This is a genomic window from Aeromonas sp. EERV15 (assembly GCF_900079845.1).
GTDB lineage: Bacteria > Pseudomonadota > Gammaproteobacteria > Enterobacterales > Aeromonadaceae > Aeromonas > Aeromonas sobria.
This window is the reverse complement of sequence record NZ_FKKY02000013.1, coordinates 18,839-41,702: the sequence shown is the minus strand read 5'-3', so window position 1 is coordinate 41,702 and position 22,864 is coordinate 18,839. Positions and strand designations below refer to the sequence as shown.

The 22,864-nt window shown below is 58.6% G+C and carries 20 protein-coding genes; 14 read left to right on the top strand and 6 right to left on the bottom strand.

Annotated features, from left to right (window positions below):
- The 8 genes from purF (at position 1) to BN4575_RS12755 (ending at position 7,630) form a co-directional block, all read left to right on the top strand.
- The gene (gene purF, locus BN4575_RS12790; protein WP_068978440.1) at positions 1-1,521 is read left to right on the top strand and encodes an amidophosphoribosyltransferase; all 1,521 of its coding nucleotides are present in this window, start codon (positions 1-3) and stop codon (positions 1,519-1,521) included.
- 201 nt (positions 1,522-1,722) lie between these two features.
- Positions 1,723-2,481: a tRNA isopentenyl-2-thiomethyl-A-37 hydroxylase MiaE gene (locus tag BN4575_RS12785; RefSeq protein ID WP_068978439.1), complete on the top strand. Its 759-nt coding sequence runs from the start codon at positions 1,723-1,725 to the stop codon at positions 2,479-2,481.
- Positions 2,482-2,783: 302 nt separating this feature from the next.
- Positions 2,784-3,428: an adenylate kinase gene (gene adk / locus BN4575_RS12780; protein ID WP_068978438.1), complete on the top strand. Its 645-nt coding sequence runs from the start codon at positions 2,784-2,786 to the stop codon at positions 3,426-3,428.
- A gap of 98 nt (positions 3,429-3,526) precedes the next feature.
- Positions 3,527-4,501 (top strand): ferrochelatase, encoded by a 975-nt coding sequence (gene hemH, locus BN4575_RS12775; RefSeq protein ID WP_068978437.1) that lies wholly within the window; start codon positions 3,527-3,529, stop codon positions 4,499-4,501.
- 29 nt (positions 4,502-4,530) lie between these two features.
- Positions 4,531-4,923 carry an MAPEG family protein gene (locus BN4575_RS12770; protein ID WP_068978436.1) on the top strand — a complete coding sequence of 131 codons (393 nt, stop codon included), beginning with the start codon at positions 4,531-4,533 and terminating at the stop codon, positions 4,921-4,923.
- A gap of 186 nt (positions 4,924-5,109) precedes the next feature.
- Positions 5,110-6,414, top strand: coding sequence for an inosine/guanosine kinase (locus tag BN4575_RS12765; protein WP_042023960.1), 1,305 nt, complete (start codon positions 5,110-5,112; stop codon positions 6,412-6,414).
- Positions 6,415-6,594: 180 nt separating this feature from the next.
- Positions 6,595-6,957 (top strand): DUF2750 domain-containing protein, encoded by a 363-nt coding sequence (locus BN4575_RS12760; RefSeq protein ID WP_042023959.1) that lies wholly within the window; start codon positions 6,595-6,597, stop codon positions 6,955-6,957.
- Positions 6,958-7,135: 178 nt separating this feature from the next.
- On the top strand, positions 7,136-7,630 hold the full coding sequence (locus BN4575_RS12755) for a hypothetical protein (RefSeq protein WP_042023958.1): 495 nt from the start codon (positions 7,136-7,138) through the stop codon (positions 7,628-7,630).
- Here BN4575_RS12755 and BN4575_RS12750 read toward each other — a convergent pair.
- Positions 7,593-9,233, bottom strand: a complete 1,641-nt coding sequence (locus tag BN4575_RS12750) for an EAL domain-containing protein (protein WP_068978435.1) — start codon at positions 9,231-9,233, stop codon at positions 7,593-7,595. The genes BN4575_RS12755 and BN4575_RS12750 overlap by 38 nt on opposite strands.
- A 190-nt stretch (positions 9,234-9,423) precedes the next feature.
- Between BN4575_RS12750 and glgC the strand changes: the two genes are divergently transcribed.
- The gene (gene glgC, locus BN4575_RS12745; protein WP_042023956.1) at positions 9,424-10,698 is read left to right on the top strand and encodes a glucose-1-phosphate adenylyltransferase; all 1,275 of its coding nucleotides are present in this window, start codon (positions 9,424-9,426) and stop codon (positions 10,696-10,698) included.
- A gap of 96 nt (positions 10,699-10,794) precedes the next feature.
- On the opposite strand, the gene BN4575_RS12740 is transcribed toward glgC, so the two are convergent.
- Both BN4575_RS12740 and BN4575_RS12735 read right to left on the bottom strand, forming a co-directional pair.
- On the bottom strand, positions 10,795-12,792 hold the full coding sequence (locus BN4575_RS12740) for a hypothetical protein (RefSeq protein WP_068978434.1): 1,998 nt from the start codon (positions 12,790-12,792) through the stop codon (positions 10,795-10,797).
- A 195-nt stretch (positions 12,793-12,987) separates the two neighbouring features.
- Positions 12,988-13,539, bottom strand: coding sequence for a lipoprotein (locus BN4575_RS12735; RefSeq protein ID WP_068978433.1), 552 nt, complete (start codon positions 13,537-13,539; stop codon positions 12,988-12,990).
- A gap of 234 nt (positions 13,540-13,773) precedes the next feature.
- Between BN4575_RS12735 and BN4575_RS12730 the strand changes: the two genes are divergently transcribed.
- On the top strand, positions 13,774-14,544 hold the full coding sequence (locus BN4575_RS12730) for a hypothetical protein (protein ID WP_068978432.1): 771 nt from the start codon (positions 13,774-13,776) through the stop codon (positions 14,542-14,544).
- A 16-nt stretch (positions 14,545-14,560) separates the two neighbouring features.
- Here the strand turns inward: BN4575_RS12730 and BN4575_RS12725 are convergent, their stop codons facing one another.
- From BN4575_RS12725 to BN4575_RS12710, 3 genes are all read right to left on the bottom strand, one after another.
- Positions 14,561-15,022 (bottom strand): DUF2919 domain-containing protein, encoded by a 462-nt coding sequence (locus tag BN4575_RS12725; protein WP_042023947.1) that lies wholly within the window; start codon positions 15,020-15,022, stop codon positions 14,561-14,563.
- A gap of 148 nt (positions 15,023-15,170) precedes the next feature.
- Positions 15,171-16,118, bottom strand: coding sequence for a magnesium/cobalt transporter CorA (corA, locus tag BN4575_RS12720; protein ID WP_042023944.1), 948 nt, complete (start codon positions 16,116-16,118; stop codon positions 15,171-15,173).
- Between the two features lie 292 nt (positions 16,119-16,410).
- Complete coding sequence (locus BN4575_RS12710) at positions 16,411-18,054, bottom strand: electron transfer flavoprotein-ubiquinone oxidoreductase (RefSeq protein WP_068978430.1); 1,644 nt, start codon at positions 18,052-18,054, stop codon at positions 16,411-16,413.
- Positions 18,055-18,223: 169 nt separating this feature from the next.
- On the opposite strand from BN4575_RS12710, the gene BN4575_RS12705 reads away from it, so the two are divergent.
- The 4 genes from BN4575_RS12705 (at position 18,224) to aroA (ending at position 22,724) form a co-directional block, all read left to right on the top strand.
- Positions 18,224-18,976 (top strand): electron transfer flavoprotein subunit beta/FixA family protein, encoded by a 753-nt coding sequence (locus BN4575_RS12705; RefSeq protein ID WP_068978429.1) that lies wholly within the window; start codon positions 18,224-18,226, stop codon positions 18,974-18,976.
- Positions 18,973-19,899 (top strand): electron transfer flavoprotein subunit alpha/FixB family protein, encoded by a 927-nt coding sequence (locus BN4575_RS12700; protein ID WP_068978428.1) that lies wholly within the window; start codon positions 18,973-18,975, stop codon positions 19,897-19,899. The genes BN4575_RS12705 and BN4575_RS12700 overlap by 4 nt, the downstream gene beginning before the upstream one ends.
- Positions 19,900-20,124: 225 nt before the next feature.
- Positions 20,125-21,213 (top strand): 3-phosphoserine/phosphohydroxythreonine transaminase, encoded by a 1,089-nt coding sequence (gene serC, locus BN4575_RS12695; protein WP_068978427.1) that lies wholly within the window; start codon positions 20,125-20,127, stop codon positions 21,211-21,213.
- A gap of 227 nt (positions 21,214-21,440) precedes the next feature.
- Positions 21,441-22,724: a 3-phosphoshikimate 1-carboxyvinyltransferase gene (gene aroA, locus BN4575_RS12690; protein WP_042023927.1), complete on the top strand. Its 1,284-nt coding sequence runs from the start codon at positions 21,441-21,443 to the stop codon at positions 22,722-22,724.
- Positions 22,725-22,864 lie beyond the last annotated feature (140 nt).

Sequence of the window (22,864 nt, the reverse complement as noted above, 5' to 3'; positions counted from 1 at the left end):
ATGTGCGGTATTGTCGGTATAGTTGGCACCACCCCCGTCAATCAGGCCCTCTACGACGCCTTGACGGTGTTGCAGCACAGGGGACAGGATGCCGCCGGGATCGTGACCATTGATAGTGGAAACTTCCGGCAACGCAAGGCCAATGGCCTGGTGAAGGATGTGTTTGAAGTGCGGCATATGCAGCGTCTGCAGGGGAACATCGGCATAGGTCATGTCAGATACCCCACCGCAGGCAGTTCCAGTGCCGCGGAAGCCCAACCTTTTTATGTGAACTCTCCCTACGGCATGGTGCTGGCCCATAACGGCAACCTCACCAACGCCAAGGATCTCAAAGAGCAGCAGTTCAAGGTCGCCCGCCGTCACATCAATACCACCTCTGATTCGGAAGTGTTGTTGAATGTGCTGGCCCACGAGCTGGATCTCTGTGACAAGATGGCTCTGCGTCCCGAAGATATCTTCGCTGCGGTGCGCAGAACCCATCAGCAGATCCGCGGCGCTTATGCGGTGGTCTTGCTGGTGATTGGTCATGGCCTGATTGGCTTTCGCGATCCCAACGGCATCCGCCCGCTGATCCTCGGTCGTCGTCAGGACGAGCAAGGGCATCTGGAGTACATGCTGGCGTCCGAGAGCGTGGCACTCGATGCCATCGGTTTCGAGACGGTGCGGGATATTGCACCGGGTGAAGCCATCTACATCACCGAGCAGGGGCAGCTCTTCTCCGAGCAGTGTGCGGAGAATCCGCAGATGAGTACCTGCATCTTCGAATATGTCTACTTTGCTCGTCCTGACTCGTGCATCGACAAGGTGTCAGTGTATGCCGCTCGTCTCAACATGGGTCGCAAGCTGGGTCAGAAGATTGCCCGCGAATGGGAAGATCTCGACGTCGATGTGGTTATCCCCATCCCCGAGACCTCCTGTGACGTGGCACTGGAAATAGCCCACACCCTCAACCTGCCATATCGTCAGGGCTTCGTTAAGAACCGCTACATCGGCCGTACCTTCATCATGCCGGGCCAGACCCAGCGCAAGAAGTCGGTACGTCGCAAGCTCAATGCCATTGGTTCCGAATTCAAGGGCAAGAAGGTATTGCTGGTGGATGACTCCATCGTACGTGGTACCACCTCCGAGCAGATCATCCAGATGGCCCGTGAAGCGGGTGCCGCCAAGGTCTACTTCGCCTCGGCGGCGCCGGAGATCCGTTTCCCCAACGTCTATGGCATTGACATGCCCACCGCCAACGAGCTGATCGCCCATGGCCGTGAAGTGGAAGAGGTGTGCGCGCTGATTGGTGCCGACGGCCTGATTTTCCAGGATCTGGAAGATCTGGAAGAGGCAGTGCGGGAGCTCAACCCGGATCTGCGCCACTTTGAGACATCGGTGTTCAACGGCCATTACGTCACCTCCGACGTGGACCAATCCTATCTGGATCACCTCAATGCCCTGCGCAACGATGACACCAAAGCGGTGCGTGAGTGGCAGGAAGGCACCAGCAATCTGGAAATTTTTAACGAAGGAAGTTAAACGTTTTCGCTGGCGGTGCTTGAGATGAGATGGGGGCTAAGGCCCCCATTGTTATGTCTGCTCGGTGGGGATGGCAAAAGTAGTGCACATGAGATTGAAAAGTAAGCACTTATTTTGTTGGATATGGGCATGTCAGGCCGGATCCGTTAGCATAGAGGCCAACCTGTATGACCGATACGCTTTTAACCGACGAGAGTTGTGATGGACGATCTGCTAGCCCCTGTGCGCCAGTTTCTGCAGTGCGAGACCCCGGATGAGTGGGTCGAGATGGCGCGGGATCCGGCCCGTTTGCCGACCCTGCTCATCGATCACGCCAACTGCGAGACCAAGGCCGCGCTCACTGCCCACAGTCTGGTGCGCCGCTACTGCCTGCCCAAGGGCAAGCGTCATCTGCTGCCCAAACTGGAGTTCTATCGCGAGCTGGATGCCATCCCGGAGAAGGCCGAGATCCTGGGAAAACGCAGCATGGGAGAGTCTGATCGCACCGTCTTTGCCGAGCTGGAACGCAATCCGTTGCTGTTTCCCATGGTGCGGCTCATTCAGGAGGAGCTGCATCATTTCGAGCAGGTGCTGGAGATCATGCAGGCCCGCGGCATCGAATACGGGCCGGTGACGGCCTCCCGTTATGCCCGCCAGCTGATGCAGCATGTGCGCACCCATGAACCGGCCACCATTGTCGACAAGATGATCATCGGCGCCTACATCGAGGCGCGCTCCTGCGAGCGGTTTGCCAAGCTGGCCCCCCATCTGGATGAAGAGCTGAGCCGCTTCTATATCTCTTTACTGCGCTCCGAGGCGCGCCACTATCAGGATTACCTGAACCTGGCCGAACAGTATGCGGGGGAGGATATCAGCGAGCGGGTGGCCTTCTTTGGCAAGCTCGAAGCCGAGCTTATCTGCTCATCGGATCCGCAGTTCCGGTTCCATAGCGGTCTGCCTGTCACATCTGACAGTTGTTGACGCACAGGGGGCACACTACGATTGCCCTGTTCCTACTACGAGCGACAAGTAGTTATTTTTGAGCGCAATTCCCGGCCCTGAGCCGGGATTTTTTTATCGCGAGCCTGCTGACAGCCAATTGGCTCACTCTGCGTAAACCCTCATTATTTTTGCGCATCTTCCTTACGGTGAAATCCTGTTCGGTCAGCGGGCAATAATGGTGAGAAACTGCTCACTCAGGCGGCTCGAGCTTGTAGAAACGGGCGAAACCGTGTACTTTTTTGCCTTCGCAATATTTGAATAACCAATCAATAGGAGCGTGTATGCGCATTGTTCTGTTGGGGGCTCCGGGCGCCGGCAAAGGTACTCAGGCTCAGTTCATCATGGAAAACCACGGTATTCCCCAGATCTCCACCGGCGACATGCTGCGTGCGGCGATCAAAGCGGGCACCGAGCTCGGTCTGAAAGCCAAAGCTGTGATGGACGCAGGTCAGCTGGTCTCTGACGACATCATTATCGGTCTGGTCAAAGAGCGCATCGCTCAGCCGGACTGCGCCAAAGGCTTCCTGTTGGACGGTTTCCCGCGCACCATTCCCCAGGCGCAAGCCATGAAGGACGCCGGTGTCGTGGTTGATTTCGTGCTGGAGTTCGATGTGCCGGACGAAGAGATCGTCAAGCGCATGAGCGGCCGTCGCGTTCACTCCGGCTCCGGCCGTACCTACCACGTGGTGTTCAACCCGCCGAAAGTGGAAGGCAAGGATGACGTGACCGGTGAAGATCTGGTGATCCGCGCCGACGACGAAGAGACCACAGTACGCAAGCGTCTGGATGTATATCATCAGCAGACCGCGCCGCTGATCGGTTTCTACGGCAAAGAGGCGGAAGCGGGCCACACCCGTTACGTCAAGATCGACGGCACCCAGCCGGTTGATCTGGTCAGCAAGCAGCTTGCCACCATTCTGGGCTGATCTTTGCTGCCGGCACTGTTTCCCGTGCCATCAGATAAATAAAGAGAAGGGCCCTGTCGGGCCCTTTTTGCATAATGACAGATAGACAGGAAGCCAACGTGACCACGAAAACCGGAATATTGCTGGTCAATCTGGGTACCCCAGCCGCACCGACCACCGCTGCCGTCAAAGCGTTCCTCAGCCAGTTCCTGCACGATCCCCGTGTGGTGGACCTGCCCCGTTACCTCTGGTGCCCGCTGCTCCACTTCATCATCTTGCCGACGCGCTCGCCCAAAGTGGCCAAGCTCTATCAGCAGGTGTGGACCGAGCAGGGCTCGCCGCTGATGGTGATAAGCAAGCAGCAGCGCGCCGCACTGGAGCAGGAGCTCAAGCGGGAGGGCGTTGAGGTGCCGGTGGAGCTGGCGATGACCTATGGTTCTCCGTCAGTGAATGATGGCTGGCAGGCGCTCAAGGCCAAAGGGGTCAACCGGGTGATCCTGTTGCCGCTCTATCCGCAATATTCGGTCAGTACCACCGCCTCGGTCTTTGATGCCTGGGGCAAGGCAATGAAGAAAGAGCGCAATCTGCCGGTGGTACGGCTCATTCGTGATTATCACGCCCATCCCGAATACATACAGGCGCTGGCCATGAGTGTGCGCCGTCACTGGGAGCAGCACGGTCAGGGTGATCACCTGCTGATGTCGTTCCACGGCATTCCCGAGCGCTACGAGAACGAAGGGGACCCCTATGGTCACCAGTGTCGCCATACCGCCAGCTTGCTGGCCGAGGCGCTCGGGCTGGAGGCCGGGCAGTGGACGGCCAGTTTCCAGTCCCGCTTTGGCAAGGAGGAGTGGCTCAAGCCTTACACAGACGTGACCATCGAAGGGTTGCCTGCGAGCGGGATCAAGCGGCTCGATGTGATCTGCCCGGCGTTTTCCGCTGATTGCCTGGAAACCCTGGAAGAGATCCAGGTGCAGAACCGGGAGATTTTCATGGAAGCGGGTGGCGAACAATTTGAATATATTCCGGCACTCAACAGCGATCAGGCCCATATCAGGATGATGGTCTCTCTGATCTGCCGCGAGCTGGCCTGAGTGCACCTTGTAATAGCAGGAGTGACAAGATGATCCATATCACGCTGATTTATGCAGGCCTGCTGGGGTTGCTGTTTTTGGGGCTCTCTTTTTGGGTGGTCAGACGCCGCGCCCAGTTCGGGGTGATGATAGGGCAGGGGGAGGCTCCCGAGCTGCTGGCGGCGATCCGTGCTCATGGCAACTTCGCCGAGTATGTACCGCTGACCCTGCTGCTGATGGCGCTGTGTGAGCTTGCCGGTGCGGATGCGCTCTGGTTGCATGCCGGCGGTGCCATGTTGCTGGTCGGCCGCATCCTCCATGCCATCGGTATCCAGATCCCGAAAGCGCCCAATGTGCCCCGTTTTGTGGGGACCTTGCTGTTCTGGCTCGCCCTCGGGCTTTTCTCGGTGCTGGCACTGTTGCAGGGCGTTGTGGCAGCCTGAAAACCGATGCTTTTTTGTGCGTGAGAACCACCCCGGGCGGGGTGGTTTTTTTATGGTGAAAAGACAAACGTTTTCTCTGATAGCCCTTGGCTATACTGACCCCAGAATTTAATCAGGGCGACTTTTCGGGGCGGCGGATTGTGTTAAAATCCCGCCCCTCTTTCCCCCAGAGCACAGAACATTGCCATGAAATTTCCCGGTCAGCGCAAGTCCAAACACTATTTCCCTGTCGACAGACGTGATCCGCTGGTATCGCACAATCCGCTGTTGACCGAATTGGGCAAAGCCTATGTGGTCGGGATCGATCAGACCCTGGTAGATATCGAAGCCCATGTGGATGAAGACTTTCTGACCCGTTATGGTTTGAGCAAAGGTCATTCTGTGGTGATCAAGGATGACGTGGCTGAACGGATTTATGATGAGCTCAAAGCCAACAATATGGTGGTGAGCGAGTTTGCCGGTGGCACCATCGGCAACACGGTTCACAACTACTCGGTGCTGGCGGATTCTCACTCCATCCTGCTGGGTGTGATGAGTCAGGATATTCGCATCGGCTGCTACGCCTACCGCTATCTGTGCAACACCTCTTCCCGCGTCAATCTCGACTATTTGCAGCCGGTCGATGGCCCCATCGGTCGCTGTTTTACCTTCATCACCGAGTGCGGTGAGCGCAGTTTTGGTATCAACGCCGGCAAGATGAATCAGCTGGATGTCAATCATATCCCTGCAGAGGTGATCAAAGGTGCTTCGGCCCTGGTTATTACCGCCTATCTGGTGCGTGGTGATGATGGTGACCCGATGAAAGAGGCCGCGATGGCCGCCGTGCGCCATGCTCGCGAGGCCGGGGTGCCGGTCATCTTGACCCTGGGTACCCGCTTTGTCATCGACGAAAACCCCCAGTGGTGGCGTGACTTCATTGCCGAGAACGTGACCGTGCTGGCGATGAACGAAGACGAAGGTGAGGCCCTTACCGGGATCAAAGATCCACTCGGTGCTGCCGACAAGGCGCTCGACTGGGCCGACATGGTGCTTTGCACCGCGGGCCCCATTGGCCTCTATATGGCGAGCTACACCGACGAAGATTACAAGCGCGAAACCACCCATACCCTGTTGCCTGGCGTTATCCCCGAGTTCAACATGTATGAGTTCAGCCGCCCGATGGCCCGCGCCAAGTGCCGCAAGCCTGCCCGGATCTACTCCCACATCTCCCCGTACATGGGTGGCCCGGAGAAGATCAAGAACACCAACGGGGCAGGGGATGGCGCCCTTTCTGCCGTGCTGCACGACATGGTGGCCAACTCCTATCACCGGATGAATGTGCCCAACTCCGCCAAGCATATCTCCGAGTTCCTCACCTACTCCTCTTTGGCTCAGGTGTGCAAGTACGCCAACCGTGTCAGCTATGAAGTGCTGGCCCAGAGCAGCCCTCGTCTTTCGCGCGGCTTGCCGGAGAAAGAGGACAGCCTGGAAGAGGTTTACTGGGAGCGTTGATCCCAGGTTGTTATAACGCGCCTCCCCCGGGAGGCGCTTTTGCAGGCAAATGGCGGTTATCCCGGCTTTTTTCCATCAATAACCCCAATATGCTTGAGTCCATGTCACTTTTACGACACCATTTGGCCATCGTATTGTCGCCCGACAATGCCGCAGCACCCGAAAGAAAGAGAGAGCCCCATGAGCATGCTTAACGACAACCTTGACGCCAATTTCCAACTGTTTATCGAACAAGTCCGCGAGTCGGGTCAGGTGTGGGGTTTGCGCTATGGGGAAGACTGGGTCGTCTGCCGTTCCGCCGAATTTGAAGATGCCGATGTGATGCCGCTCTGGTCTGCCGAAGAAGATGCTCGTCTGCACTGCGTGGACGAGTGGGCTGACTATGAGCCGGAAGTGATCGAGCTGGAAGAGTTCCTTGATATCTGGATCAACGATCTGGATGAAGACGATGTACTGGTCGGCCCGAACTGGAACGCCGATCTGGAAGGCCAGGAGCTTGAACCGATCGAGCTGGCCAAGGCACTGGTAGAACTGAACGCCTGAAAGCACCTCCATTGATGGCCTGACAAGATAGGCCCATCCTTGGTTAAAGACCGGTATCTGCGAGGATACCGGTCTTTTTTATGGTCGATTGGGCCCAATGATGGCTTTAACGACGATTTGCCTTTGCACCTGCCTGGGGGATGGTCCATCATCAACCTTTTGCCAAAGGGGGCGCGCCATGTTTGTATTCGACGTAACAGGAGTGGCGGGAGGACGAGCCGAGATCCGGCTGCAGGCGCTTGACTGGGCGCAAGCTGGGCCTGTGACCTTCCAGTGTGACGACGATGAATTGGCGGTGATACTCTTGAGCGGCTGCCGTTGCGATGCGGTGGGATTTTTCAGTCTGCTGGCGGGCTGCAAGCCGCTGTATCTCGAGCAGTGGCTGAGCTATCTGCAGGAGAGCGGTCGTATCGGCAAGTGGAGCCACCAGACCGAGAGTCCGGCCGATACCCAATATCTGGCCCGAGCCGGTCTGGCGCATGATGAGCTCAATACCCTGTTGGGGCAGGTCTATCAGGTGGCGGGGTTCAACCGGTTGCAGATCAACCGTTACCTCAAAAATCGCCATAACCCCACCACGCTGGCGACCCGCTACGATCAGAAGGAGCTGGAACGTTACCGCCAGCTCAACGACATCATTCTGACTCTGTTGAAGTTGAAACATCCTCAGTAAACAGTCCTATCTGGCTGATATCCGGTCGCAACGGTTGCGGCCGGGCGATCAGATAGCCCTGCAAGCCATCCACATACATCCCCTGCAGCAGCTGTTTCTGGCCAAGCTGCTCTACTCCTTCTGCAATCACCTGGCATCCCATCCGGTGTGACACATCAACAATCATCCGCACGAACTGCTGATTGGTCTGATCTTGCTCCAGCCCGGTGATCAGGGCCGGATCCAGCTTGATATAGTCGGGTTTGAGTTCGCGAAACAGGGTGAAAGAGCCGATCCCCTTGCCGAAGTTGGCGATGGCCGAGCGACTGCCGTTGCGGCGCAGTAGCTCAAACACCCGCTTGGCACCGGTCAGGTTGCGCTCAAGGTTTTCTTCATCCAGTTCGAATACCAGATTGGCACTGGTGTTGGGATCCTTGATCAACTGGCGGTCGAGCCAGATCAAAAAGGCACTGTTTTGCAGCAGGTTGGGGGAGAGGTTGATCCCCCAACGGCTCTGATTCGCACCAAAAGCCCGGTACTGACGCATGATGTGGGTAATGACCAATTGTTCAAGGCGCATCACCAGATCGAGTCGCTGTGCCATGGCAAACAGGGTGTCAGTGGGCAGGGCGGTGCCATCGTTGCCACTGAAGCGAGTGTAGATCTCGTTGTAGGCCAGCATGCTGCGATGTAGTGGCTGGATCGGCTGATAGGTAAAGCTGAGGCGCTCCTGTGCCAGTACCTCGGTCAGCACTTCGCGCCAGTGATGCTGTCCCTGCAGGTCAGAGACGTTGTCATCTTGCTGAATAGCCCAACCATTGATGGTCTCGGTCTGGGCGCGGGCCAGCGCCAGATCTGCTCTGGCCAGCACAGCTTCGATTTTCTGGCCGCTGTTGAGTTTGGTCAGCCCCGAGTAGGCTGTGCTCTCCAGTTCATGTTGATCCTGATAGTGATCGAAGGCCATCTTCAAATCCTGCCCCAGCAAATGGGGCGGGATATTGGCGACCGGCTGGACCAGCACTGCGAAGTCGGCCCCCGAGATGCGATAGACCTGATTGCCCGGGAAGCGGCTCACGACTCGCTTGATCAGGGTTGCCATGTCCTTGATGTAGGCATCACCGGACTGGAAGCCACGCTGGGCATTGATCTTGCCAAGTTCGGTGGCGCGGATCAGCACCAGGGTGGCGGTTTGGGTGTCCTGATCCCGCTGCAGCAGCTCGGTCATGTCACGGCGAAACGCGTGGCGGTTGAGTAGCTGGGTCAGTTCGTCGGTGGTAGCCAGATTGCTCAGTTCGGTCAGTTGGCGATGGGCACTCTGTTCGGCACTGTCAAACTGCTCCAGCAGCTGTTGCAGCACCTCTTGTGAGGCGGGCTCATCGAGTTGTGAGGGATCCCGGCCCCTGATCGCCTTGACCCAGGTGAGCTCCTGATGCTGGAGCATGCCATCCATGGTGCGAATGGCCAGCATCAGCAGCAAGATCATGCCGAGCAGTGTGGTGGCCAGAATAATGGCCATGGTGAGCGGTGTGCTCTGAAGGGCCAACCAAACTGCTTGCAGGAGTAGCAGGGGTATGGTCACTATGATAGCGATCAGAAAGAGCGGGCGTCCGAGCTTGTGAACCATCTTGTCATCCTTGAAGTGGCTGCTTTTATGGGGGAATTTTAACCAAGCTTGCAGATCAAATCATGCTATTCCTCGCAACTCGGTTAAAAGGGTCAATTGAGATCGGTTAAATGTGAGTGAAACCACTTTCAGCATCATCTAAACCAGCGAAGATAGGTTGAAAACAGATCAAACAGGGCAGAGGTAAATCATGTTGCTAGAGCCAGAAAATAGTGCCAAAGCACGACAATTGTTAAATCAGAGTATGGCACTGGTGCTGGCGGGTGGACGTGGCAGTCGCTTGCAGCAGTTGACCGCTAATCGTGCCAAGCCTGCCGTCCATTTCGGTGGCCAATTCCGGATCATTGATTTTGTGCTATCCAACTGTATCAACTCGGGGATCCGCCGGGTGGGTGTAGTGACACAATACAAATCTCACAGCCTGCTGCGTCACCTGCAATCGGGCTGGTCCTTCTTGCGTTATCAGATGAACGAGTTCATCGATTTGCTGCCTGCCCAGCAAAGAGTGGACGAAGTGCACTGGTATCGCGGTACCGCCGATGCCATTTATCAGAACGTCGATATCATTCGTGACTACGGCCCCAAATACATAGTGGTGCTGGCGGGGGATCACATCTACAAGATGGACTACGCCGCCATGCTGCTCGACCATGTGCGCCTTGGCGCCAAGGTGACGGTGGCCTGTATCGAGGTGCCACGGGCCGAGGCGTCAGCCTTCGGGGTCATGGACATTGATGAGCAGCGCAAGATCCGCGCCTTTGTAGAGAAACCGGCCAATCCGCCCGCCATGCCGGGTCGGGATGATCGCTCCCTCGCCTCCATGGGGATCTATATCTTCGAGGCCGAGTATCTCTATCAACTGCTGGAAGAAGACATTCTCAATCAGGACTCCAAACACGACTTCGGGATGGACTTGATCCCCCGTATCGTTGAGGAAGGCAAGGCCTATGCCCATCCCTTCAATATGTCTTGTGTGGGTGCCCGTGAGGGGCAAGCGCCTTACTGGCGTGATGTAGGGACCCTGGATTCGTTCTGGGAGGCGAACATGGATCTCGCCTCTGTGGTGCCCGAACTCGATATCTATGATGAAAACTGGCCTATCTGGACCAGCCAGACCCTGACGCCACCGGCCAAGTTTGTGCAGGACCGCAACGGTCAGCACGGCATGACCATCAACTCGATGTTTGCTGGCGGCGCCATCGTCAGTGGCTCCTTCGTGCTCAATTCGGTGATCTTTACCAATGTGCGGGTCCACTCTTTTTGTACCCTTGATCAGGCGATCATTTTCCCGGGGGTTGAAGTGGGGGCAGGTTGCCGTCTGCGCCGGGTGGTGGTGGATAAGGGATGTGTGCTGCCCGATGGGTTGGTGGTGGGCGAGAATGCCGATGAGGATATCCGCCGCTTCTACCGCTCCGAGCAGGGGATCGTGCTGGTGACCAAGGAGATGCTGGACAAGCTGGTTTAGCCGGGTTGTGAAAAAAGTACCTTGAAACTGTGTCAGACGCTGTAATGCAAAGGGAGCCAAATTGGCTCCCTTTTACATGTGGGTGAATGGCGATGATTATTCGCTGACCACCGCTTTGGCGGCCATCACCATGGCGGTGCCGTGCTTGCCACCGGCGGCAGTCACTTGCGGTACCCCATCTTCATCGGTGTCGCTGCCGGCACCTTCGATGATGTTCTCGCCGGAGTCACCGATCCACTCGGCCATCTGCATGCCACCGTTGACGGTGCCACGGAACCAGCTGACGTACTGACCGGTCAGCTTGGCCAGCTCCAGCTCGGGCGCCTGCTCGGCCCCTTCGTTGCGCAGGTTCAGCATGGCAGAGCGCAGGGCGCCGGAGATGGCAGCCTGGGTCCAGGGGGTGTATGCATCCTGTTTACCCGCCAGCCAGGAACCTGCTTTGGCATTGAAGTAGGCCTTGTCGGTGGCGATGAACAACTCGCGGGCGGCAGTGCGGTACTTGGCATCGGAGGTGGCGAGGAACGCGGCAGTCAGGCCACGGATGGCTGCGAACTGCGCATCGATGGAGTGGCCTGCATCGAGCTTGCCACCCAGCGTGATGCCGTCATGCACCAGACCATTTTTGCCCTTGAGATTGGCAAGGATGAAATCGGCCTGTTTACGGATCAGCTCGAGCGCCTGCTGACCCTGCTTGGTCTTGAGGTTCAGCTCGCCATTGTCACCGGCGGCGTAACCGACCGGCAGCGCATCCTGAGCGCGCTGGAAGATCTGCAGGGCGACCAGTGCGTAAGCGGCGTCAAAGGTGGTGACGTGCTTGCCCTGTTTGCCTGCCTGCCAGCTGTCGACCAGGGTGCCAGCCTTGGTATCAAAGTGCAGGGCGGCCAGGTTCTTGAAGGTGAGGTTGGAGAGATTGATCGCCAGCGAGAAGGCATCGCTGCCCGCGACGGCTTTACCCAGATCATTGGCCTGGTTGGCAGCCGGTGCGGCGGCAAACGGTGCGCCGTCAAACACGGCGTGGAAGGCCGGGTTCTGGTTGGTGTTGGCGCTGCGCTGATCGCTGAAGGCATAGAACTCGGAGAGCGGCCACAGCATCATCCAGGCATCGCGCAGCTGGGCGGAGCCATCCACCACCTCCAGCTTGCCGATGGCACCGGCATCGTTGTTGCTGGTTTCGGTCACTTTCACCTGATGGGGGAAGTAGATCACACCTTTGGCCGGATCGTACTGCGGGGTGATCTTGGCGCCCAGTTGCTTGCCATCGAAGCCGAGCTGGTTCTGCATGATGGCCAGCTTGTCGATGGATTGCTCGGTCAGCATCATGCCGTTGAAGCCGTCAGCGGCAGAGACGCCCAGCTTGTGCTTGCCATCCTGATCCATGGTGGTGGAGGCCGCCTCTACCTCTTCATCGGTTTCGGCCACGTGCATGCCGCCGAGGAAGTCCTGAGACCACATCACCTCTTTGAGCAGGATGCCGCCCACGGCTGCGGGCACCAGCAGGTTGTCACTGCCGCTCCAGCGCAGGGTGCTGTAGTCACGGAAGTAGGCGGGCACCTGGGTCTTGACGGTTTTCTCGGTGCCTTTGGCGGTCTTGATGGTGATCTGGTCACCATTGACCGGAGTGGTATTCACTGCCTGGGCAAACTCAGGATTGGCGGAGGCGTAGGGCAGGGAGAGGGGATACATGCCCTGCGGCACTTCATCAGCCGGGAAGCCAACGGCGTCGGCCATTGCCAGCACCCGTTTGCCGAGATCGGCCATGGTGCCACCACGGGCCAGGTTTTGCGGCCCGTTCACCAGATGCGGGCCCATGCCGGATTGGTAGTTGAGGGCGTACATCGCCTCTTCGGAGTATTCGTAAGATTCGATGCCGGCAGCGAAGTCGAACGGGGTCGGCTCATCGGCACGGTTGGCATCCAGTACATCCAGGTCTAGCCCCAGCGCTTCGGCCAGCGGCTCACCGGAGAGCTCGAATTCGGTATAGGCCAGCATGTTGGCGGCAGTATTGAATGTTTTGTCTTCGACCTTGACGGCAGCGTGCGCGGCGCCGCTGATCAGTGCGCAGGCGATCGCCTGAACCAGTACGGTTTTTCTCATGTCCCTTCTCACCATTGGTTTTATTATTGACGCTTCTCATGACGAATCTAAATGAGAATGGTCTGCATTATGCTGTGTTGGAGGGGACTTGAGAAGTAAAAAACCGCCCTGATCGGCAGCACGTTAAACCGGATGTGCGCTGTCGAAGAGGACGGTTATCTGTTTATTGCCATGAAAGTGCCAGTGCGGCGGGGATCAGAGCAGCTTGAACGGGATCACCAGACGACCCGGCTCTACCTTGAGGGCTTCGACCTTATCCTTGATCCTGGCTTCGTTCTTGCGGCTGCTGTCGAGGCGGTAGACCGGGGTCTGCGACAAGAACAGGGAGAGCGACTGATTGAAGGTGGGCAGCAGAGGGGTGAGGGCGGCCCCGATATCGGCAGGCTCGGTCTTGACCGAGACCAGCTCAAGGTCGCGCAGGTAGATGGCGCCCTGGTCGGCCACATAGTCCGGGCGGGCACTCAGGGCAAAGCGGATCTTCATCTGCTGGCTGCCAAGGGGACTGCTCACCTGCAGGTCGCCAGCGGCATCCAGCTCGATGCGATCCGGTTGCTTGCGGCCGATACGGCTCTGCATCTCGTCCAGACGGATCTTGCTCGACATGATGCCGGGGATCCCCAGCTGTTTTTCAAAAGAGACCTGATCTTTGAGGTACTGGTTGATTTCGGCCTCGTTGACGTTGTACTGGGTCAGGGAGCAGGCCCCCAGCAGCAGGGCGAGGGGGAGTAACAACAGCTGTTTCAACATGATGGATTCCGCGTGGGCAAATATGAGTGCGCTATCTTACGCGATAACGGGCGTGGATTGAGAGCCTCATACCGTGGGAAAGCACGGACTAGCTGCATTCCCGGTTGTTTTTTGGCAACCGCCGGGTTCATCATCAACGGGTTAACTGAACAGGGCAGAGCTGTTGGCAACGGGCGTTGGCCCACGCCTGAGCAGAGCGTGAGTAGAGCACAAGAAGAGAGCGAGGAGAGCGTAATGGTTCGGATGAGCAAGGTTGGCCGCAGGGCGCTGCTGTGGCTTGGCTGCATGATGGGACTCTGGAGCTCGTCGCTGTGGGCTGAGGTGAAGGTGATCCCGGTCTTCGAGGCGCAGGCGGCGGTGCAGACCCTCAAGGAGATCTACCCCCAGCTTGGGGTGAGTGCCATGGGCAATCAGCTGGTGCTGAGCGGAACGCCAGCCCAATTGCAGGAGGCTGAAGCCACGTTGGCCCAGATCAACCAGCCACCGCAAAGCCTGCTTATCGAGTGGCGGGTGGATGGGGCCGCCAGCGGCCAGCAACTGGGGGGCTCAATCAGTCGCGACGAGGCCAAAAGGCAGTGGCTGCTCGATGGCAATGCCGAGCAGTATCAGCGCAGCCAGAACGACAGCTGGCAGGTGCGTGGGCTTTCGGGTCGCCCTGTGCTGCTGCAGATGGGCTCCTATCAGCCGGTGACCTTCTATCAGTGGAACGGGGGCGCCGTGGTGGGGATGATGCCGCTGATCAACGGCCTCTATGCCACGGCCAGCTTGATTGGCGATCGGGTGCAGATTGCGCTCAGTAGCGAACAGGCGAGGCTGGATCAGGGCACCATCAATCGTGGGCAGAGTGCCACCGAAGTGAGCGGGGCCCCGGGCCAGTGGCTGACGGTGGGGGAGCTCTCGACCAGTTCAGCAGATCAGGGGAGCCGCCTTGGTACCCAGCTACAGGGAGGGCGAGGCAGTCAGAGCGAGCGCCAGACCCTGCAGATCCGGGTTACTCGCCAATAGATGTCAGCCCCGTCCGTCAGTGGGGCTGGTCTGCGGCATATTCCCGCAGCTGGCGACTGCGCAGCAGATACCAGAGGGCCCAGAGGCTGGCGACCAGCACCAGTGCGGTGGGCCAGCTAAACGACCATTTTTGCAGATTGAGGCTATGCAGTTGCATCAGCAGGCCGCTGACGGCAGAGCAGAGTAGCAGCAGCGGGCTGTGGCGCCTGAGTCTGGCGCGAATGCTTTGGGTCTGCTGATAGGTACCCCCGCAGGCGAGCAGCGCCAGCATGGCGGGCACGTCGGTCAGCAGACTGATGTAGAGGGTGATCTTGTCCGGATAGAAGAGGGTCAGGATCTCGCTGCCGCTCTCGCGGGTGACCCCAGCCATCAGAAACAGCCAGACCGAGCGGGTCAGCAACAGGGCGATGGGCCAGAACCAGAGGGGCGGGCGTAACTGGCCGTGATCGTCATATCGGTGTTCGGGGTAGAGGGTCATGGTTGCCCGTTATCCACGTGAATGGAGTGATAGAGGGGATATGGGGCGACGAAGAGCCCTTTGCAAGGCGTTGGGCGTGGCGCAAATTAATCGGGGGGCCATGCCCCCCAATCTGTTTCTGCAGATATCGCAGCGTGCGTCAGCGGCCTTATAGCCAGCCTTTGCGCTTGAAGAAGAGGCCGGTGCCAAGCGATGACATCACCATCAGCACCAGCGACATGGGATAACCATACTCCCAGGCGAGCTCCGGCATCCGGCCGAAGTTCATGCCGTAGATACTGGCGATCAGGGTCGGCGGCAGGAAGATCACCGCAGCAACCGAGAATATCTTGATCACCTTGTTCTGCTCCAGATTGGTTACCCCCATGGAGGCCTCCAGCTGGAAGTTAATCTTGTCGAACAGGAACTGGGTGTGAGGCAACAGCGATTCCACGTCGTGCAGCATCTCATCGATCCACTTGTTCTGCTCCAGGCTCATGCGCTGGCGCAGGCTGCGTTTGAGGAAACGCAGGGCGCGGCGGGTATCGTGCAGGGAGAGACGGATCTGGCCGTTGGCCTCTTCCTGCGCCATCAGCTCCTTGAGCATTGAATTGATTTGGTCAGGCTCGAAGATTTGATCCGCGGTGTTTTCCAGAGTCTTGTAACCATCTTCGATCAAGTCAGAGAGGTACTCTACCTTGAGGTTTTGCACCTCGAGCAACACATCGAGGGCATCTTCCACCTCCAGCCGATCCTGGCGCATATAGTGGCGTAGCAGGCGCACCAGCCCGATATCATCTTCACGAATACTGATCAGCAGGTTGTTGCGCAGGGTAAAGGATACGTGGACACCCTTGGTGTCACGGCCGATCCGCTGGGGAAACAGAGAGTGAATGTGCAGACCATCGGTATCCCAGTAAAAACGGGCAGATGCTTCGATGTCGTCAAGCTCTTCCTTGTCGGGAACCTCTTCCAGAAACAGGCCCGTCAACCATTCTCGCTCTGCCGTGTCTGGTTTGTAGGCATCCAGCCAGATCGTGTTGTCAGGCACTATGTCGTCAGGCCCGAGCGTGACTATGTCCAGCACCTTGTTATTGAGAATGTAGGCGGTGATCATCTGTCCCCCCTTAAAAAGTCATGGGTCATCAGGGATGGTTGCACAGGTCATGCGGCCTAGATCGCACAGAAAGCGATCCCGTGGATAAGCAAAACGGGCCGATGGAAAACCTGAATGCGGCGAACTATACAGGGGCGGGCCGCGCTTGTCAGGGCCAATTCATAGGGGGTCTGGCGTGTTTGTTTAAAAAAGCAGCGAGGTCGGATCAGCTGAGCGGATGTTTGGGGGAGCACCTGCCCCATAATGGATGCAATGAAAATCAGGTGCCGGATTTTGGGGTAGCCCCGCTTCATCACATATTGGGATAATTCGGCCCGGAGCCTCCCTGTGGCGGCGTCCAGATGATGTTTTGACTGGGATCTTTAATGTCACAGGTCTTGCAGTGAATACAGTTGGCTGCGTTGATTTGCAGTTTGGCCGCGCCTTCCATTTCCAGCACTTCAAACACCCCGGCCGGGCAGTAGCGTTGGGCGGGTTCAGCCCAGGTGGGCAGATTGACCTCGACCGGAATGCGCTCGTCCTGCAGCTTGAGGTGGCAAGGTTGATCCTCGTCGTGACTGGTGTTGGCCAGATACACAGACGAGAGCTTGTCAAAGCTCAGCTTGCCATCGGGTTTGGGATAATGAATGTGCTCGCAGCGGCTGGCCACGCGCAACTGACGGTAGTCGTGAGCCTTATCGAGCAGCTTGAAGGGCGAGTTTGCGCCAAACAGCCGTTGCTCCAGCCAGTTGAAGGTACCGCCCAACCAGGGACCATAGCGGTGAAGAGCAGCGCCGAAGTTGCGCGCCGCCTTGAGTTCGCGGGCCAGCCAGCTCTGGTGCAGCTCGTCACCATATTGGGCCAGATCCCGTCCCCCCTCATCGCCCCCCCGCAGCGCCATCACGACGGTTTTTGCCGCCAGCATCCCTGATTTCATGGCGGTGTGGATCCCCTTGATGCGGGAAAAATCGAGGGTGCCCGCATCACAACCGATCAGCAGGCCGCCCGGGAAGTGCATGCGGGGCAGGGCGTGCCAGCCCCCTTTGGTGATGGCGCGAGCACCGTAGCTGATGCGCTCTCCCCCTTGCAGCAGGTCGGCGATGAGCGGGTGATGCTTGAGGCGCTGGAATTCGTCGAACGGGCTGAGCCAGGGATTCTGGTAGTTGAGATCGACAATCAGCCCGACCGCGACCTGATCCCCTTCCATTTGATAGAGATAGAAACCACCGTGGCTATCGTCGCCGCCCTGCTTGCCAAGGGGCCAGCCACTGCCGTGCAGCACCTGTCCTGCTTTCCCCCGACCTGCTGGCAGTTGCCACAGCTCCTTGAAGCCGATGGCATAGTGCTGGGGCTGGGCAGGATTTGCCAGATTGAAGTCGGCGATCAGCTGCTTGCCGAGATGGCCGCGAGCCCCTTCGGCAAAGAGGGTGTAGCGGCCGAGCAGCGCCATGCCGGGCACATGATCCGCTTTCGGGTTGCCTGCCCGATCCAGCCCCAGATCGCCGGTGATAACCCCCTTGACCCGGCCCGTTTCCATGATAAGTTCGCTGGCGGTAAACCCCGGGTATATTTCGACTCCCAGTTTTTCCGCCTGCTGGCCGAGCCAGCGGCAAAGGTTGCCGAGGCTGACGATGTGACAGCCCTCATTGTGCATCCGGGGTGGCACCGCCCAGGCGGGCAGTTGCAGGGAGCGTTGCTCGCTTTGCAGCAGATGTACCTGATCGTCGCTGACCGGCACGCCAAGCGGCGCTTGCTGCCAGCAATCCGGCAGCAGCTCTTGTAAGGCGACGGGATCAAACAGGGCGCCGGAGAGCAGGTGGGCGCCAATTTCGGCCCCTTTCTCCAACAGACAGACAGATAGAGTGGCATCCTGCTGTTTCAGGGCGATGGCTGCAGTGAGCCCCGCCGGACCGCCGCCGACGATGACGACATCAAATTCCATTGCTTCCCGTTCCATCTTGCCTCTGCGCTCTGGTTGGCCTAGGGTAATGCTGGTAGTTTACGTAAACGTAAAGTGGTTGTAAGCAAAACTAAGCAAGAAAAAGCAAAAAATCAGGCAAAGGCGTACTGCAACAAGCGCAGAGGCACACTAATGAATTCAATCCAAACAGACGAGGCATGACCCCATGAAGCTGCTGGTCGCGATCAAACGGGTAGTCGACTACAACGTCAAGATCCGGGTGAAGGGAGACGGCTCCGACGTGGAGCTCGCCAATGTGAAGATGGGGATCAACCCCTTTTGTGAAATTGCGGTGGAGGAGGGGGTCAGGCTGCGGGAAGCGAGTATCGCCAGCGAGCTGGTGGTGGTGACCTTTGGCCCGGACGCTGCCGCCGAGCAGCTGCGCCATGGGCTGGCACTGGGGGCGGATCGGGCGCTGCATTATGTCACCGATGAGACGCTCGCACCGCTCACTGTCGCCCGTGCCTTGCACAAGGTGTGTGAGCAGGAGCAGCCGGATCTGGTGCTGCTTGGCAAGCAGTCCATCGATTCGGATAACAATCAGGTAGCCCAGATGCTGGCAGCCCTCAATGAGTGGCCGCTGGCGACCTGCGCGTCCGTCCTCAAGGTGGAAGCGGGGGAACTGCTGGTGACCCGTGAAATCGACGGCGGACTGGAGACCCTCGGCATGCCGCTGCCTGCGGTGGTGAGCGCCGATCTGCGTTTGAATGAACCGCGTTTTGCCTCGCTGCCCAACATCATGAAGGCCAAGCGCAAGCCGCTTGATAGCGCCCCGTTCTCGACACTCGCCGTTGAGGTGGCCAATCAGACCCGCCTGCTCGGGGTGATGGCACCGCCAGCACGCAGCGCCGGGATCAAGGTGGGCTCGGTGGACGAGCTGGTGGACAAACTCAAACACGAAGCGAAGGTGCTGCCATGAGCGTGCTGATCATTGCCGAACATCATCAGGGCCATCTGGCCGACAACGTGGCACAACTGGTCACCGCCGCCGGATTCATCGGCGGTCAGCTCGATCTGCTGTTGCTGGGTCAGGGGCTGACCGAGGCGGGTGAACAGGCGGCTGCCATTGGCGGTGTCGACAAGGTGTTGCTTGCCGAACATCCCCAGCTGGCCGATGGGCTGCTAGATGGGGTGGACAAGCTGCTGGCCAGCTGGTGCGAAGGTTACAGCCACTGCCTGATGGCGGCGAGCGCCATGGGCAAGGCGCTGCTGCCACAGGTGGCGGCCCGGCTCGGGGTGGAGATGCTCTCCGAGGTGATCGGCATCGAGAGCAGCGACACCTTCCTGCGCCCCATCTATGCGGGCAATGCCATCGCCAGAGTGGCAAGCTCGGCGCCCATCAAGGTGATGACGGTGCGGGCCACCGCTTTTGCCAAGGCGGCGACAGGTGGGCAGGCTCTTATTGAGCGCTTGGCTGTGCCTGAATTCGCTGGTCGTACCCGGCTGGTCGAGCGCCGCGCGGTGCGCTCCAGCAGACCCGAACTGACCGCCGCCCGGGTGGTGGTCTCCGGTGGCCGGGCGCTTGGCTCCAAGGCGCAGTTTGCTTTGATAGAAGCGCTGGCCGACAAGCTGGGCGGCGCGGTGGGGGCATCGCGGGCCGCCGTTGATGCGGGATATGTCGCCAACGATCTGCAAGTGGGGCAGACCGGCAAGGTGGTGGCGCCTGAGCTCTATATCGCGGTCGGTATTTCGGGTGCCATCCAGCATCTGGCGGGGATGAAGGAGTCGAAGGTGATTGTGGCCATCAACAAGGACAGCGAGGCCCCCATCTTTCAGGTGGCGGACTACGGGCTGGTGGGGGATCTCTTCACCCTGCTGCCGGAGCTCACCGCCAAACTGTAAATTTGTCAGAAACGGCGCAGCTGTGGCCGTTTATGCGCTCTGCCTGCCATTTCTGTGCATGTTCCCTGCAAGCCCTGACCCGTTCAGGGCTTTTTCTGCTGCAAGGGGGATGCAGAGTAACGGTAAAAGGTTGAGCCAGCTCCCAAAAAGCCTTTGATCCGCTGGCTGCTCTTGTGTAAAACCTGACAAGTCATCGATTCCTCTCATCCACTCACGGAAAGCGTCATGAGCAAACAGATTTACAACTTCTGCGCCGGCCCCGCCATGCTGCCGGTTGAAGTCATGGAGCGCGCCCAGCGCGAATTTTGTAATTTTCAGGGGCTGGGAGCCTCGGTCATGGAGCTTTCCCATCGCGGCAAGCCCTACATGGCGGTGGCCGAGAAGGCCGAAGCCGATCTTCGCGAGTTGCTGGCGGTGCCGGACAACTACAAGGTGCTGTTTATGCACGGTGGTGGTCGCGGCCAGTTCTCCGCCGTGCCCATGAACCTGCTGGGCGGCGCCAACAAGAAGGCGGACTTCTTGCTGACCGGCGTCTGGTCCCAGAGCGCAGTGGATGAAGCCAAAAAGTATGGCGATATCCAGACTTTCCAGGGGGTCGCCAAGAACGAGCAGGGGATCTCTCACCTGCTGCCGACCCCGGCATTTCGCGCCGATGCGGCCTATGTTCACTACTGCCCGAACGAAACCATCGACGGCATAGAGATGTTCGACATCCCGGCCACCGGTGAGGTGCCGCTGGTGGCGGATCTCTCCTCCACCATTCTCTCCCGTCCTATCGACGTGAGCCGCTTTGGCATCATCTATGCTGGTGCCCAGAAGAATATCGGGCCGTCCGGGCTTGCCATCGCCATCGTGCGCGACGACTTGCTGAACCAGGCGAGAGCCGACGTGCCCTCGATTTTTGACTATCAGCTCACCGCCAAGAACGACTCCATGTTCAACACGCCGCCCACCTACGCCTGGTATCTGGCCGGTCTGGTGTTCGAGTGGCTCAAAGAACAGGGTGGCCTTGAGGCGATGGAAGCGCGCAACAAGGAGAAGGCCGACTTCCTGTACGACTATCTCGATCAGTCGAGCTTCTACGGCAATCAGGTGGATGTCAGCTGCCGTTCGCGGATGAACATCCCGTTCCAGCTGAAAAATGCCGAGCTGGACAAGCAGTTCCTGGCAGAATCGGAAGCCGCTGGCCTGCTGGCCCTCAAGGGGCACCGCATTGTCGGTGGCATGCGTGCCAGCCTCTATAACGCCATGCCGCTGGAGGGGGTAAAAGCCCTGGTGAGCTTTATGGATGGCTTTGCCAAGCGTCACGGCTGAGAAGAGAGCACTCATCTGTTTGCTGGCGGCTTCTTGTGACAACCCATGAGCCGCTTCCAGTTATTTGCAATGATTCAAGACGCCGGGGAGACCCCGGCGTCTTTTTTTCAACAGAACCAGCGCGCTGGCGTTCGCCGTGGGATTTCCCCTGAAAGTGCCCTTGCCGAGCGGGACGCAGGCTGTTAACGTCCGGACAGGCATTTATTTTGAGATAGCACAGGAAGTCTATGAATTCGTTGCGTTTGGAACCTATTTCTCGTGTGGCCGGTGAGGTCAATCTGCCCGGCTCCAAAAGTGTCTCTAACCGTGCGCTGCTGCTGGCGGCGCTGGCCCGTGGCACCACCCGTCTGACCAACCTGCTCGACAGCGATGACATTCGTCATATGTTGGCTGCGCTGACCCAGCTTGGGGTCAAGTACAAGCTCTCCGCCGACAAGACCGAGTGCACCGTGCACGGTCTGGGTCGCAGTTTTGCGGTGAAAGAGCCGGTCAATCTGTTCCTCGGCAACGCCGGTACCGCCATGCGTCCGCTGTGCGCCGCGCTGTGCCTCGGCTCCGGTGAATATACCCTGGGTGGCGAGCCGCGCATGGAAGAGCGCCCCATCGGTCATCTGGTGGATGCCCTGCGTGAAGCGGGTGCCCATATCCAGTACCTGAAAAAAGATGGCTATCCGCCACTGGTGGTGGATGCCAAGGGGCTGTGGGGCGGCGATGTGCACGTCGATGGCTCTGTCTCCAGCCAGTTCCTGACTGCATTTTTGATGGCGGCGCCAATGGCGGCCGGTGATACCCGGATCCACATCAAGGGGGAGCTGGTCTCCAAGCCCTACATCGACATCACCCTGCACATCATGAAGCAGTTCGGGGTGGTCATCGAGCACGACAACTACAAGCTGTTCTACATCAAGGGCAACCAGACCTACATCAGCCCGGGTGACTTTCTGGTGGAAGGGGATGCCTCCAGCGCCTCCTACTTCCTCGCGGCAGGCGCCATCAAGGGCAAGGTGCGGGTGACCGGTATCGGCAAGCACAGCATTCAGGGTGATATCCACTTCGCCGACGTGCTGGAGAAGATGGGCGCACGCATCACCTGGGGCGATGACTTCATCGAGGCGGAACAGGCGCCGCTGCACGGGGTGGATATGGACATGAACCATATTCCCGATGCGGCCATGACCATCGCCGTTGCCGCGCTGTTTGCCGAGGGGCCGACCTCCATTCGCAATATCTACAACTGGCGGGTGAAGGAGACCGATCGTCTGCACGCCATGGCGACCGAGCTGCGCAAGCTGGGCGTCGAGGTAGATGAGGGGCGGGACTTCATCACCGTGACCCCACCGACCCAGCTCAAGCACGCCGAGATCGATACCTACAACGATCACCGTATCGCCATGTGCTTCTCGCTGGTGGCGCTGTCGGATACCCCGGTCACCATCAATGATCCCAAGTGCACCTCGAAGACCTTCCCGGATTACTTCGACAAGCTGGCCAGTATCAGCCAGCGTGGCTGATCACTGACAAATCCGTCATCAACTACTCTTCGGGCCCGCGCTGAGCGGGCCTTTTTGCCTTCCTCACCCGCATCGCCATTTCGCCTAGCATCATTTCAATAACTTGCAAGATTGCCTCACAAAATAGTTTTGTGATTGCT